The 14238-nt window shown below is 74.2% G+C and carries 5 protein-coding genes; 2 read left to right on the top strand and 3 right to left on the bottom strand.

The genetic code is table 11. The features are described from left to right. The first annotated feature begins 45 nt into the window (after positions 1–45). Together HDA41_RS36725 and HDA41_RS36720 are read left to right on the top strand one after the other, a co-directional pair. Positions 46–8184 carry a type I polyketide synthase gene (locus HDA41_RS36725; RefSeq protein ID WP_184991789.1) on the top strand — a complete coding sequence of 2713 codons (8139 nt, stop codon included), beginning with the start codon at positions 46–48 and terminating at the stop codon, positions 8182–8184. Continuing rightward, positions 8181–9671 carry a tryptophan 7-halogenase gene (locus tag HDA41_RS36720; RefSeq protein WP_184991787.1) on the top strand — a complete coding sequence of 497 codons (1491 nt, stop codon included), beginning with the start codon at positions 8181–8183 and terminating at the stop codon, positions 9669–9671. The genes HDA41_RS36725 and HDA41_RS36720 overlap by 4 nt, the downstream gene beginning before the upstream one ends. A 183-nt stretch (positions 9672–9854) precedes the next feature. On the opposite strand, the gene HDA41_RS36715 is transcribed toward HDA41_RS36720, so the two are convergent. Genes HDA41_RS36715 through HDA41_RS36705 form a run of 3 tightly spaced genes read right to left on the bottom strand, consistent with a single transcriptional unit; the run spans position 9855 to position 14223 of the window. After that, positions 9855–11672: an ABC transporter ATP-binding protein gene (locus HDA41_RS36715; protein ID WP_184991784.1), complete on the bottom strand. Its 1818-nt coding sequence runs from the start codon at positions 11670–11672 to the stop codon at positions 9855–9857. Continuing rightward, positions 11669–13408, bottom strand: a complete 1740-nt coding sequence (locus HDA41_RS36710; RefSeq protein ID WP_184991783.1) for an ABC transporter ATP-binding protein/permease — start codon at positions 13406–13408, stop codon at positions 11669–11671. Before HDA41_RS36710 ends, HDA41_RS36715 begins: the two co-directional genes overlap by 4 nt. Then, a complete protein-coding gene (locus HDA41_RS36705) occupies positions 13405–14223 on the bottom strand; it encodes an ABC transporter ATP-binding protein (RefSeq protein ID WP_184991781.1) in 819 nt (272 codons plus the stop codon). The genes HDA41_RS36710 and HDA41_RS36705 overlap by 4 nt, the downstream gene beginning before the upstream one ends. Positions 14224–14238 lie beyond the last annotated feature (15 nt).

Raw genomic sequence — 14238 nt, 5'->3', positions numbered from 1 at the left:
TACGCTCGACATCGTTGAGCGCGAGGGACTGGGAAGGCGGAGACAATGAGGCGTGACGAGCTCGTCCGGCCGGTGCCGGAGCTGTTACGGCAGCACGCCGAGGTGGCCGGGCAACGGGTCGCCTACTCCGACTCCTCGCGGAGCGTCACCTACGCCGGGCTGGAGCGGCGCACGCGGTCGCTGGCGGCGTATCTCATCCGGACAGGACTGCGTCGCGGTGACCGCGTCGCGATCTGCCTCGGCAACTGCGTGGAGTCGGTGGAGAGTTGCCTCGCCGTCCTGCGGGCCGGGATGGTGGGCGTCCCGCTGAACCCGCGGTCCTCCGACGCCGAGCTGGCCCACTTCCTCCAGGACAGCGGCGCCGCGTTCGTCGTCACCGACGCCGCGCGCCTCGCGCGCTTACAGCGCCTGGGACCGCCCTACGACCGCTTGGGCGTCCTGGTCACCGGGACCGGCCCGGTCCCGGACGGCGCCCAGCTGTTTCAGAGCGCGGCCGAGAGCGACGGGGCCGCGCGGATCGACCTGCTCGGCCTCGACGATCCGGCCTGGATGCTCTACACCTCCGGCACCACGCACCGGCCCAAAGGTGTGCTGTCCACGCAGCGGGCCGCGCTGTGGTCGGTGGCCGCCTGCTACGCCCCGATCTTCGGTCTCTCGCCCGAGGACCGCCTGCTCTGGCCGCTTCCGCTGTTCCACAGCTTCAGCCACTCGCTCGCGATCCTGGGCGTGACGGCCGTGGGCGCGAGCGCCCGGATCGCCGGTGACCTGCTGCCGCCGGGCGGTCTGCGGCAGGAGCTGCTCACCGCACACGCGGGGCTCGGCGGGCCCTTCACCATGCTGGCCGGTGTCCCCGCGACGTATCACCGGCTGCTCGACTCGGGCGGCGAGGCCCCGCCGGCGCTGCGGATGTGCGTCGTGGCCGGCGCCCCGAGCGGCCCCGCGCTGCGCGCGGCCGCGGAGGAGACCCTCGGGGCGCCGCTGCTGGACGCGTACGGCAGTACCGAGACCTGCGGCATGATCGCGGTGAACCGCCCCGAGGGGCCCAGGGTCGACGGTTCCTGCGGTCCGCCCGTCCCGGGCATGGACGTACGCGTCGTCGGCCCGCGAAGCGGCGGAGACGTCCCGGACGGCGCCGAGGGCGAAATCTGGGTGCGGGGGCCGAGCCTGATGACCGGGTACCACGAGCAGCCCGAGGCGACGGCCGCCGCTCTGCGGGACGGCTGGTACCGCACCGGCGACCTGGGCCGCCGCGTCGAGCACGGCCATCTCCGGCTCACCGGCCGGGTCAGCGAGCTGATCATCCGCGGCGGCGAGAACATCCACCCGACGGAGATCGAGCAGGCCCTGGCGCGGTGTCCCGGCGTATCCGAGGCCGTGGTCGTGGGTGTGCCGCACGACGTGCTCGGCGAGGTGCCGGTCGCCTACGTCGTACCGGGTCCGGACGGGATCGACGCACGGCAGGTGCTCGCCGAGTGCCGGACCCGGCTGGCCGACTACAAGGTGCCGGCCGAGATCCGCGAGATCACCGCCGTCCCGCGCACCGCGTCCGGCAAGATCGCCCGGCACGAGCTGGTCGCCCCCGCCCCGGCCGCCTCGGCCGCGGCCGATACCGCCCGGACCGCGCTGCGTGAGCGGCTCCTGCCCCTCTCCCGCGACGACCAGGAGCGCGCGCTCCGCGAAACGGTGCTCACCGAAACGGCCGGGGTCTGCCGGCGCACCCCGGGTGATCTGCCCGACGCGGACAGCCCGTTCGCCGATCTCGGCATGACATCCGTCGGCGTCGTCGAGCTGGTGGACCGGCTCGGCGCGCTGACCGGCCTGAGCCTGCCGTCGACGCTGGTCTTCGACCACCCGACACCGGCCGGGGTGGCCCGGTACCTGCGCGTGGCGCTGTTCGAGCGCGAGGCGGTGGGGCGCACCAAGGTGTACGGCGGACAGGGCCGACCTCCCGAGGACGACCCCGTCGTGATCGTCGCCATGGGCTGCCGGTATCCCGGTGACGTCAACTCCCCGGAAGACCTGTGGGAGTTGGTGTCGCAGGGGCGGGACGCCATCTCGGCGTTCCCGGCCGACCGCGGCTGGGACCTGGACGCCCTGTACGACCCCGATCCCGACCGGATCGGCACGTCGTACACGCGACACGGCGGGTTCCTGCACCGGGCCGCGGAGTTCGACGCCGGGCTGTTCGGGATCTCGCCGCGCGAGGCGCTCGCGATGGATCCGCAGCAGCGGCTGCTCCTGGAGACGTCCTGGGAGGTGTGGGAGCGGGCCGGGATCGACCCGGCGTCGGTGCGCGAGAGCGACACCGGCGTGTTCCTGGGCCTGATGTACGGCGACTACTCCGCCCGCTTCACCCGCTACCACGAGTTGGAGGCGCATCTGGGGCTGGGCTCGGCGGGCAGTGTGGCCTCCGGGCGGCTCTCGTACGTGTACGGTCTGCGCGGTCCCGCGATCACGGTCGACACCGCGTGCTCGTCCTCGCTGGTGGCGCTGCACTGGGCGGCGCGGGCGCTGCGTTCGGGCGAGTGCTCGCTGGCGCTGGCCGGCGGGGTCACGGTCATGGCGACGCCCAAGCCGTTCCTCGCGTTCAGCCGGCAGCGCGGGCTGTCGCCGGACGGGCGCTGCAAGTCGTTCTCGGCGGAGGCCGACGGTACGGCCTGGGGCGAGGGCGTGGGACTCGTCCTGCTGGAGCGGTTGTCCGACGCGCGACGGGGCGGCCACCCGGTCCTGGCCGTGCTCCGCGGCTCCGCCGTGAACTCCGACGGCGCGTCCAACGGGCTCGCCGCGCCCCACGGTCCGGCACAGCGGCGGCTGATCACCCGGGCGCTGGCGGACGCGGGGCTGCGCGCCGGTGACGTGGACGCGGTGGAGGCCCACGGTACGGGCACCCGGCTGGGCGACCCCATCGAGGCGCAGGCCCTCCTGGCCACGTACGGACAGGGCCGCGAGCAGCCGCTGTGGCTCGGGTCGGTCAAGTCCAACCTCGGGCACACGCAGGCGGCGGCCGGAGTCGCCGGCGTCATCAAGATGGTGCAGGCCATGCGGCACGGCGAACTGCCCCGGACCCTGCACGCCGACTCGCCCACACCGCACGTCGACTGGTCCTCCGGCCGGGTGGAACTGCTGACCGCCCCCCGGTCCTGGCCGGCCTCGGACCGGCCCCGGCGGGCAGGGGTCTCGGCCTTCGGGATCGGCGGGACCAACGCGCATGTGATTCTGGAGGAGGCGCCGGAGGGAGAGACGGCGGTCTCCGCGGGGACAGCCGCGGTGCCGCCCGTTCGGCCCTCGGCGCTCTCCTCGGGGACAGTTGCGACGCCGCCCGTTCCTTTACTGCTCTCCGCCGCCGACGAGAAGGCCTTACGTGCCCAGGCCCGACGGCTCGCGGCCGACGCGGCGAACCGGCCGGGCCTGTCGCCCACCGACGTCGCCTACTCCCTGGCGGTGTCGCGCGCCGCCCTCACCCATCGCGCGCTCGTCCCGGCCGGTGACCGGACCCGGATGCTGGACGCGCTGCGCGCGTTCGCACAGGGCCGGGAAACACCAGGAGTCGTGCGAGGACTGGCGGACCCGGGGGTCCGAACGGCCTTCCTGTTCACCGGACAAGGCGCCCAGCGCCCCCGCATGGGGGCCGAACTACGCGCCGCCTTCCCTGTCTTCGCCGACGCCTTCGACGAGGTCTGCCGGTCCCTGGACGACCGTCTCCCCCGGCCGCTGAGCGCCGTGCTGTCCGCCGAGCCGGGCTCGCCGGAAGCGGCTCTGCTGGACCGTACGGACTTCGCCCAGGCCGGACTGTTCGTCTTCGAGGTGGCGTTGTTCCGGCTGCTCGAATCGTGGGGTCTGCGAGCCGACCGCCTGGTGGGTCACTCCGTCGGCGAGCTGACGGCCGCGCATGTCGCCGGCGTGCTCGATCTGCCCGATGCCGCGGCGCTCGTCGCCGCGCGCGGCCGGCTGATGCGGGCGTTGCCCGACGGGGGCGCGATGGTGGCGCTGGAGGGGACCGAGGAGGAAGTCGTCACGGCGCTCGCGGAGTTCGGAACGAAGGCGGCTCAGGTGGCCGTCGCGGCCGTCAACGGGCCTCGTTCCGTGGTGATCTCGGGCGCACAGGACGCGGTGCTCGCGGTCGCGGCCCGCTTCGAGGCGCGCGGCCGCAGGGCAGTACGGCTGCGGGTGAGTCACGCCTTCCACTCGCCCCTGGTGGCACCGATGCTCGACGCGTTCGTCGCCGTCGCACGGGAGTTGACCTTCCGACCGCCGCGTATCCCGATCATCTCCACCGTGACCGGCCGCCTCGCCGAGCCCGCGGAACTGTGCTCACCCGAGTACTGGGCGCGGCACGCCCGGCTGCCCGTGCGGTTCGCCGACGCCATGTGCCGGCTCTCGGACGACGGAGTCTCCGCCTACCTGGAACTCGGCCCCGGGCCCGTACTCACCGCGGCGGCCGCCGACTGCCTGACCGACGCGTCCACGAGCGCCTCCGTCCTCGCCGCGGCCACACGAGGCGATGCGTACGAACCTCAGACGCTCCTGTCGGCCGTGGCGCGGCTGCATGTGGCCGGCGCCGCTGTCGACTGGGCGGCGGTGTACGCCGGTTCCGGCGCGTGCCGCGTGGACCTGCCGACCTACGCCTTCCAGCGGCAGCGGTACTGGCTGGACGCGCCGCGCCCGGCTTCGGCCGACGCGGACGCCCTGCTGGGCCCGGCGTTCCCGGTGCCGGACACCGGACGGACGGTGCTGACCGGGCTGGTGTCCCTCGCGACCCACCCGTGGCTCGCGGACCATGTCGTCGCCGGGAGGGTCGTCGTGCCGGCGACGGTGTTCGTGGAGATGGCCATGCGGGCGGGCGAGGAGGTCGGCTGCGACGCGGTCGACGAACTCGTGATGCTGTCGCCGCTCGCCCTGCCCGGTTCCGCGGGGGTGCGGGTCCAGGTCGTGGTGGGTGAGCGGGACGACGACTCGGGCCGGCGGCCGGTCGACGTCTACTCCCGGCCGGAGGTACCGCAGGGCCCGGAGGAGTTCGCCGAGGACGTCCCGTGGACCCGGAACGTCTCGGGACAGCTGGGCCGAGGTCACGCTGCGCAGGACGAGCCGGCCCAGTGGCCGCCCCAGGGCGCCGAAACGGTGAATCTCACCGGTGCGTACGCCGCCCTCGCCGACGCCGGCCTCGCCTACGGGCCCGCCTTCCAGGGGGTCGGCGCGGTCTGGCGGCGCGGCGACGACGTCTTCGCGGAGGTCCGGCTGCCCGCGTCGTGCACGTCGGAAGCGGGCCGCTTCGGACTCCATCCGGCGCTGTTCGACGCCGCGTTGCACGCGCCGCTGCTGGCCGCGTCCGCCGACACCGGCACGGTCCGGGTGCCGTTCGCGTGGAGCGGGGTGAGCCTGCACGCCACGGGAGCCACGGAGTTGCGGGTCAGGGTGACGTCGACGAGCCCGGACACGGTCTCGCTGACCCTGTCCGACCCGTCCGGCCGCCTCGTGGCACGCGTGGACTCGCTGGCCACCCGCGAACTCCCGGCCGGCCGGGCAGACCGAGCCGACCGGGCCGACACGACGGACAACAAGACGGACGACATCGTACGAAGGGCTCTGTTGTGCCCTCGGTGGTCCGCCCTCGACCTCTCCGGCGCTGTCTCGGGCGACGCCGATGGACCCGTCTGGGCCGTGCGCGGGCCGGACGCGCTGCATCTCGCCGAATTCCTGCCAGGCGGCGTGCGTCCCGAACTCGTCGCCGTCACGGCCATCGCCCGTGCGACCGGCTCTGATCCGCTCTCCACCACTTATGAGGTGACGGCCCGAGTGCTCAAGGCTCTCCAGGACTGGCAGGACGATCCGGGCACGGCGGGCTCACGGCTGGTGGTGGTGACGCGGGATGCCCACGGGCCGGTGCCGGACCCGGCGGGTGCGGCGATCTGGGGACTGGTGCGCACGGCACAGTCGGAACTGCCCGGTCGTGTCGTCCTGGTGGATGTCGACGGGCGGCCCGAGTCGCTGCGGATGCTGCCGTCGGCCGTCGCCACCGGCGAGTCGCAACTCCGGGTGCGGGCCGGGCAGGTGACGGTTCCGCGACTGGCCGCGGCCGGTGATGTCTCGGGCGCGAGGGTTGCCTTCGACGCGGGCGGCACGGTGCTGATCACCGGAGGCACCGGCGCGCTGGGCGCGGACCTGGCCCGTCACCTGGTCGCCCGACACGGCGTCCGGCATCTGCTGCTGACCGGCCGCCGTGGGCCGCAGGCACCCGGCGCAGCGGAACTGCGCGGCGAGCTTCAGGGGTTGGGGGCACGGGTCGGCATCGTCGCCTGTGACGCGGCCGACCGTGCCGCGCTGGCCGAGGTGGTCAAGCGCTGCGAGCCGCCGCTGACCGCTGTGGTGCACGCTGCCGGGGTGCTCGACGACGGCGTGCTGGACTCGCTGACCCCCGGGCGGATGGCGGCCGTGTTGCGGCCGAAGGCCGACGCGGCCTGGAACCTGCACGAACTCACCCGGGACATGGGTCTTTCGGCGTTCGTCCTCTTCTCCTCCGTCTCGGGTCTGCTCGGCCGGGCGGGCCAGGGCAATTACGCGGCCGCGAACGCGTTCCTCGATGCCCTCGCCCACCGCCGTGCCGCCGAGGGACTGCCGGCGGTCTCGCTGGCGTGGGGCCCGTGGGAGCACGCCGGCGGGATGGCGGCGGGCCCGCCTCCGCAGCGCTCACACTCACGTGACGTGCTCGTGCCGCTGTCCACGCGGCAGGGCCTGGCCCTGTTCGACGCCGCGCTGGGCTCGACGGAGCCGGTCCTGGCACCGATCCTGCTGGACCGGGGGGTGCTCAGGTCCGGTGCGGGGCACCTGCCACCGCTGTTGCGCGGCCTGGTCCGGCAGCACCGGCCGACCGCCGCGGCGACGCCCTCGGGGTCCGCCGGCTCGCCCGGGTCACCTGGGCAGATGCTGGAGCCGGGAGCCTGGCGGAAGCGGCTGGCCGCCCTGCCTCCGGGCGAACGGGAGGCGGCGCTCACAAAGTCGCTGCGGGCCGATGTGGCCGCCGTGCTCGGCTACCCGCACGCCGACGCGCTCCCGGCCGGCAAGAGTCTCGCCGACCTGGGATTCGACTCCCTGACCGCCGTGCAGATCCGCAACCGGCTGAGCATGGCGCTGAAGCTCCGGCTGTCGGCCGCGGTGGTGTTCGAGCACCGCACGGCCGAGGAACTGGCGCGCCACCTGCTCGGCCTGCTGGACGGCGAACCGGCCGCCGCGGCCGCCCCCGCGACCGCAGACGTCACCGAGGCCACAGGGTCCGAGCGGCCCGCGTACACCCTCTCCTCCCTGTTCCGGACGGTGAGTGCCGCCGGACAACCGGTGGCGGCGATGCATCTGCTCGTCACCGCGTCCTGGGCGCTGCCCGCCTTCACGGCCGCCCAGGGCCGCGAGCACGCGCTGCCTCCGATCCGCCGCTCCCCCGGCCGCTCGGGCTCGGGCTCCGGCTCCGGCTCCGGCTCCGGCTCCGGCAGGCCGACGGTGGCCTACTTCCCGGCCTACCATCCGTCGCTCGCCTCGGACGGCGGGGACTTCCCTCGCTTCCACCGCGCTTTCCGCGACGACCTGGAGGCCGTGGAGGTCCTGGAGTTCCCGCACCCCGGAATCGGCACCGGAGCCGCCGTACCGCAGGACCGCGCCGCGCTGGCGCGTACGCAGGCCGAGAGCGTGCTGCGGCACGTCGGGGACGGGCCCTTCGTGGTCGTAGGGCGGTCGGCGGGCGGCAATGTGGCGCACCTGGTGGCCCACCAGCTGGAAAGCATGGGCCGGGCGCCGACCGGCCTGGTGCTGCTGGACACCTACCACATCACGCCGGACAACAGCGGCAAGGACTGGCTGCTGTCCCTGGCCGCCCCACCTCCGCAGGACACCGGACAGCCCCTCTTCACCGGGGGCGACGACAGCGCCCTGGCCGCGATCGGTGCCTACAACCGGATCTTCCTCGATTGGACCCCCGAACCGGTCGCCACGCCCACGCTCCTCGTGCGCGCACTGCGGCCCACGCCCGTCATGGCGGCCTCCGCCCACGAGGACGACTGGCGGACGTCGTGGCCCGCGGCGCACGACGTCGTCGACGTTCCCGGAGATCATCTGACGATGATGCAGGAGCATGCGGACACCACCGTGTCGGCGATCCGCACCTGGATCGAAGCCCGAACAGCGAAGGGAGACCAGTGAGTTCCGCCAAGCCCTCGCAGAACTTCGACCTCATCGTGGTCGGCGGCGGGCCGGCCGGCGCCACCGTCTCGGCGGCCGTCGCCCTGCACGGCCATCGCGTCCTCCTCGTCGAGAAGGAGACCTTCCCCCGGTACCAGATCGGCGAGTCCCTGCTGCCCTCCACCGTGCACGGCGTATGCCGGATCCTCGGTGTCGAGGACGCGTTGGCGGACGCGGGCTTCAAGCCGAAGCGCGGTGGCACGTTCCGCTGGGGCCGCAACCGGGACCCCTGGCAGTTCTCCTTCGCGCTGTCGCCCCGGCTGGCCGACCCGACCTCGTTCGCCTACCAGGTGGAGCGGTCCCGGTTCGACGCGATCCTCCTGGACAACGCCCGCCGGGTCGGTGTCGACGTACGGGAAGGCTGCCGCGTGACCGGCGTGCTCGCCGACGAGGAGCGGGTCCGCGGGGTGCGCTGGACCGGGCCGAACGGCGAGATCCACCAGGCCGCCGCCCGGTACGTCGTGGACGCCTCCGGCAACGGCAGCAGGATCCACACGCACGTCGGCGGAAAGCGGATCCACTCCGACTTCTTCCGCAACATCGCGGTGTTCGGCTACTTCGCCGGCGGTGCGCGGCTCCCGGCACCGAACGACGGCAACGTCTTCTGTGCCGCCTTCGACGAGGGCTGGATCTGGTACATCCCCCTCCGGGACGACCTGACCAGCGTCGGAGCCGTGGTCGCCCGCGAGCACGCCGAGGCCGTCCAGGGCGACCCGGCGACCGCCTGGCGCCGCCTGATCGACGCCTGCCCGGAGGTGCGCGGCTTCCTCGACGGTGTCCCGCAGGCCACGCAGGCGCCCTACGACAAGGTCCGCGTCCGCAAGGACTGGTCGTACTGGAAGTCACAGCTGTGGCGGCCCGGCATGGCACTCGTCGGAGACGCGGCGTGCTTCGTCGACCCGGTGCTGTCCAGCGGGGTCCATCTCGCGACCTACGGCGGTCTGCTCGCCGCCCGGTCCGTCAACGGCTGCCTCGACGGAGGCGGCCTGGACGAGACCCGTCTGTTCGCCGAGTTCGAGGCCCGCTACCGGCACGAGTACGGCCTGTTCCACGAGTTCCTGGTCTCCTTCTACGACATGCACCAGGACGAACGGTCGTACTTCTGGAAGGCCCGCAAGGTCACCAACGTCGGCACGACGGAACTCGAGGCGTTCGTCGAGCTGGTGGGCGGCCTGGCGTCCGGCGACGCGTCGCTCACCGGGGCCGAGCCGGCGGGCGAACGGCTCACCGCGGTCGCCGACGACTTCGAGCGGGCCGTGCGCCGCCTTCCGGAGGCCGACGACCTGCGCAATCCGCTCTACGAGTCCGAGAGCTTCCGGCAGGTGTTCCAGGAGGGGACAGTCCTGCAGGAACGAGGGCTGTTCGGGGGGCCGTTGGAGACCGAGTCACCGCTGCGGCCCGGCGGTCTGGTGGCGTCGGAGGACGGGCTGGCCTGGGTCGAGCCGTAGCTGTGGCACGGGCGGCCGGCGGTACCCGTCAGGGTCGGGGGCCCGTACGCGCACGCGACGTCACCGTAGTGGCGCTGGAGGAGCTCCTCATGGTGCGTGGCGATGCGGGCGACCGCCACCTGCTGGGCTTCGCTGGTGGCCTCATCAGTTTGCATGACAAGAACGCGGTTCCGCCGTTCGCGGTCACTCGGCGTCACCTGATCCGGCTGCGCGGAGCCTGTCCGGCGACTGCCCACGGTGGACGGCCAGGACACGGTTGAGCGCGCCGTCGGGGCGGGTGGTGAGGTCGTCCCAGGTGCCTTGCTCGGCGATGCGGCCGGCTTCGAGTACGGCGATGCGGTCGGCGCGGCGGATGGTGGCGGGGCGGTGGGCGATGACGATGGTGGTGCGGTCGCCCTGGGCGAGCGCGGTGGCGAGTCGGGCGTCACCGGCGTTGTCCAGGTGGGCGGTGGTCTCGTCCAGCACGAGGATCCGGGGCTCGGCCAGCAGGGCGCGGGCGAGGGCGATCCGGGCGCGCTGGCCGCCGGAGAGGGTGGCGCCGCGCTCTGAGACGAGGGTGTCCATGGGGGCGATCCGGTCGACGCCGCACGACCGGGCCGTTTCGGCGAGGAGGTCGTCGTCCGCGTCCGGTGCGGCGAGCCGCAGGTTCTCGGCGAGGGTGCCGTGGAAGAGGGGGGTGTCCTGTCCCACGACGGCGACGGCACGGCGAAGTTCGGTGTCGGCCAGGTCGCGCAGGTCGACGCAGGCGCCGTCGCCGGGCACCAGGTGGACGGCTCCCTCGGACGGGTCCCAGAATCGGGCCAGCAGATGGGCACAGGTGGACTTGCCGGCGCCGGAGACACCGACCAGGGCGAGGGTCTGCCCCGCCGGAACCGTCAACTCCACCCCGTCCAGCACGGGCCGGCCCCCGTAGTCGAAACTCACCCGGTGCAGCCGCACGCCCAGCGGGCCCGGGGGAAGCGGTCGGGGGGAGGCGGGCGGCGGAGCGAGGGCGGGCGCTTTCACGGCCGCGTCGACACGGGCGGCCGCGGCGCGCAGACCCACGGCCTGGCTCAGCGCCCTGGCCGACTCGGCGACCGGGCCCAGCACGGACAGGGCGAGCGCCATCGCTGCCGGGGCCCACGCTCCGTCCAGCCGTCCGGAGGTCACGGACTGCGCGGCGGCGGCGACCACGCCGAGGACCGCGAGCACGATGAGCAGCTCACGTACGGCGGCGGCCCCGGCCTCCCAGCCGGCCTCCGCGCGCTGGGCCTCGCCCACCCTCCGGCCCTGCTCGGCGAGACGGTCCCGCCGCTCGGACAGCCCGCCGAAGGCGAGCAGTTCACGCAGCCCGTCGACGGCCTCCACCGTGTCGGCCGACAGCTTCGCGGCGGCCGCGCGGGTACGGGCCCCGCGATCGGCGCGACCTCGTGCGTCGGCGAAGGGCGCCACGGCGAGCAGCGCGGCGACCGGCAGCACCGCCGCCAGCAGCCAGGGCTCCACCGTGGCCAGCGCGGTGGCTCCGCCGGTGAACACCACTCCGGAGGCGAGGAGTTGGGCCGTGGTGTGGGCGTAGAAGAACTCCAGCGCCTCCACGTCCCCCATCGCCGTCGCAGCCAGGTCCCCGCTGCGCCGGCCGGCCACACGTGCGGGTGCGCCGCGGGCGAGCCCGTCGAAGACCCGCACACGCAGCTCGGCCAGCACCCGGTAGGCCAGGTCGTGCGAGAGGTCCATCTCGCGCCAGGTCATCAGGGGGCGTACGAGGACGAGGACGACCAGGGCGGTGACCGTACCGGCCGAGGGGGCGCGGCCGGTGATGACGGCGGTACCGACGGTGTGCGCGGCCAGCGTCAGCAGCGCGACCAGAGAGCCCTGTTCGAGGAGCGCCGCGGCGCAGGTGCGGGCCATCATCGCCCGGTGTCCGCCGAGGGCCGGCACCAGGGCACGCAGTGAGCCTCGTGCGGGCACGGACGTGCCGGTGGTGCTGTCGTGCGGGACGCCGGCGCCGGTGGTGCTGCTCATGCGACGAGCCCTCCTTCATGCGTGTGGCCCGCCTTGACCAGCTCGGCGTAGACGCCCCCGGCCGCGACGAGGGCGGCGTGCGCGCCGACGGCGTCCACGCGCCCTCCGTCGAGCACCACGATGCGGTCCGCGTGCCGGACGGCGGCGAGGCGGTGCGCGACCACCAGGACGGTCCGGCCGCCCGCGGCGGTCAGCAGTTCGCGGGCGATGTCCGCCTCGCGGCGTTCGTCGACCGCGCTCGTCGCCTCGTCGAGCACGAGCACCGGAGCGTCGGCCAGCAGGGCCCGGGCGAGGGCGAGGCGCTGGCGCTGGCCGCCGGAGAGGGTGGCGCCGCGTTCGCCGAGGACGGTGGCATAGCCGTCGGGGAGGGCGGCGATCTCGTCGTGGATGCCCGCGGTGCGTGCGGCGCGTATCAGGTCGTCGTCCGTGGCGTCGGGCCGGGCCAGGCGCAGGTTGTCGGCGATGGTGGCGTGGAAGAGGCAGGTCTCCTGGGAGACGACGGCGATGCCCTGCCGCAGTGAGTCGAGCGTGTAGTCGGTGACGTCCTGGCCGTCGACGGTGATCCGGCCCCGCTGTGGGTCGCGGTGGCGCAGGAGCAGGGCGAGCAGCGTGGACTTGCCCGCGCCGGACGGGCCGACGATGGCGGTGGTCCGTCCCGCTTCGGCGGTGAAGGTGACCTCGCGCAGCGCAGGCGCGTCGGCACCGTCGTAGGTGAACTCCACGTTCCGGAAGCACACCTCGGGCGGGCCGGGCCAGTGTGCCGGTGCCGTTGCGGTGTCGGGCACGGCGGGTCGGGCGGTGCGCAGTGCCGCGAGTCCGTCGGCGGCCGACACGCCCAGGTATCCGGCGTGCCACTCGCGGGACAGGTCGCGTACCGGCCGGAAGCACTCGGAGGCCAGGAGCAGCACCAGGTAGGTGCCGGTCGCCGTGGTGGATCCGGTGACGGCCGACCAGCAGGCGAGCAGCGCGGCGGCCGCGGTGCCGCCCTGGATGGCCAGGTCGGTGAGCCCGGTGTCGACGAGCGACACGCGGAGCTTGGCGACCGTGGCCCGGTGCAGCGCTGCCGAGCGTTTCTCCAGTCGTTCCCGGGTGCGGCCGACGGCGCCGGCGGCCCGCAGCGCGGGCATGCCCTGCAGTGCTTCGAGGTAGTCGGCGCCCAGCTGCTCGTAGGTGTCCCAGTGTTCCTTGCCGCGCCTGGCGAGGAGCCGGTCCCAGGCGCGCGGCCCGAACAGGGCGAGCAGCAGGGCGGGGACGAGGCCGAGGAGGGCGGCCGGTTCGACCGCCGCCAGGGCGGCGAGGAGCAGGGGCGGCACGCAGAGGGTGATGAGGAGCTGGGGCAGGTAGCGGGAGACGTAGGCGTCGACGCCCTCGACCCCGTCGACCAGGGTGGTGCGGACGGCGCCGGCGCGCGCCGTGGTCAGGTATGCGGGTCCCAGCCGTCCGAGGTGGGCGAGGAGTTCGTCCCGCAGGCGGACCCTGACCTGCGCTCCTGCGCGGGTGGCGGTGCGCCGCTGCCCGTAGCCGAGCCCGGCCCGGGCGACGACGACGCCGAGCACCGCCCCGACGAGCGGCGGAAGCCGGCCGGTGTCGCCCGTGGCCACGTCGGCGAGGGCGACGGCCAGCAGCACGGCCTGCGCGAGGTGGGTGAGGGTGACGGCCCCTTGCAGGAGGGTGGCCGCGAGCAGGGGGCGCCGTGCGTGCCGTGCGGCGCGACGCAGTTCGGGGTGGACGATCACGAGGTCCCCTCGTATGCGTCCGCCGGCAGCGGGTGATCCGGGTAGCACACCGGCCAGCCGCCCTCGGGGTCCTGGCCGACTCGCCCCGCCACCTTCAGGACGTCCGCGAGCAGCTCGGGGGTGACGACCCCCTTCGGGGTCCCGTCGGCCACCACGCGGCCGTCCCGCAGTGCCACGATCCGCTCCGCGAACCGGGCGGCGTGGGCCAGGTCGTGCAGCACCATCACGACGGTGAGGCCCCGCTCCTCACGCAGCCGCACCACGGTCCGCAGCACGTCGAGCTGGTGGTGCAGGTCCAGGTACGTGGTCGGCTCGTCGAGCAGCAGGACCCGGGTGTCCTGCGCGAGCGCCATCGCGAGCCGGACCCGCTGCCGCTCGCCCCCGGACAGCGCGTCGACGTCCCGCTCGGCCCAGTGCTCCACGCCGACATCGCGCAGCGCACGCCGTACGACGGGGTCGTCGCCCTCGCGCAGCATGCCGAGCGGGCCGCGCGCCGCGTAGCGGCCCTGACGTACGAGTTGACGCACTGTCATGCCGGGAACGGCCGGGGCCGACTGGTGCAGCAGCGCGACGCGGCGGGCGGTGGCGCGGCGGGAGAGCCGGGCGAGGTCGTTCCCGCCGAGCAGCACGCGTCCCTCGTCGGGCCGCAGCAGCCCGGCGGCCAGCCGCAACAGGGTCGACTTGCCGCAGCCGTTGAGGCCGATGAGTGCGGTCAGCTCGCCTGGTTCGACGGTCACGTCGACGCCGCGCAGCACGGGGCGTCCGGGGTAGCCGAAGTGGACTCCCTCGACGCGGATCCCCACGGGTTCGGTCATGCTCTGTCCTTCGTC

The sequence above is a fragment of the Streptomyces caelestis genome (assembly GCF_014205255.1).
GTDB classification, from domain to species: Bacteria; Actinomycetota; Actinomycetes; order Streptomycetales; family Streptomycetaceae; genus Streptomyces; species Streptomyces caelestis.
Note: the sequence above shows the minus strand (reverse complement) of the source record. Positions and strands in the feature narration are given on the sequence as shown.

Coding starts and splice junctions, on each gene's coding strand:
- HDA41_RS36725 (WP_184991789.1), top strand. CDS start 46: ATGAGGCGTGACGAGCTCGTCCGGCCGGTGCCGGAGCTGTTACGGCAG.
- HDA41_RS36715 (WP_184991784.1), bottom strand. CDS start 11,672: ATGAGCAGCACCACCGGCGCCGGCGTCCCGCACGACAGCACCACCGGC.
- HDA41_RS36705 (WP_184991781.1), bottom strand. CDS start 14,223: ATGACCGAACCCGTGGGGATCCGCGTCGAGGGAGTCCACTTCGGCTAC.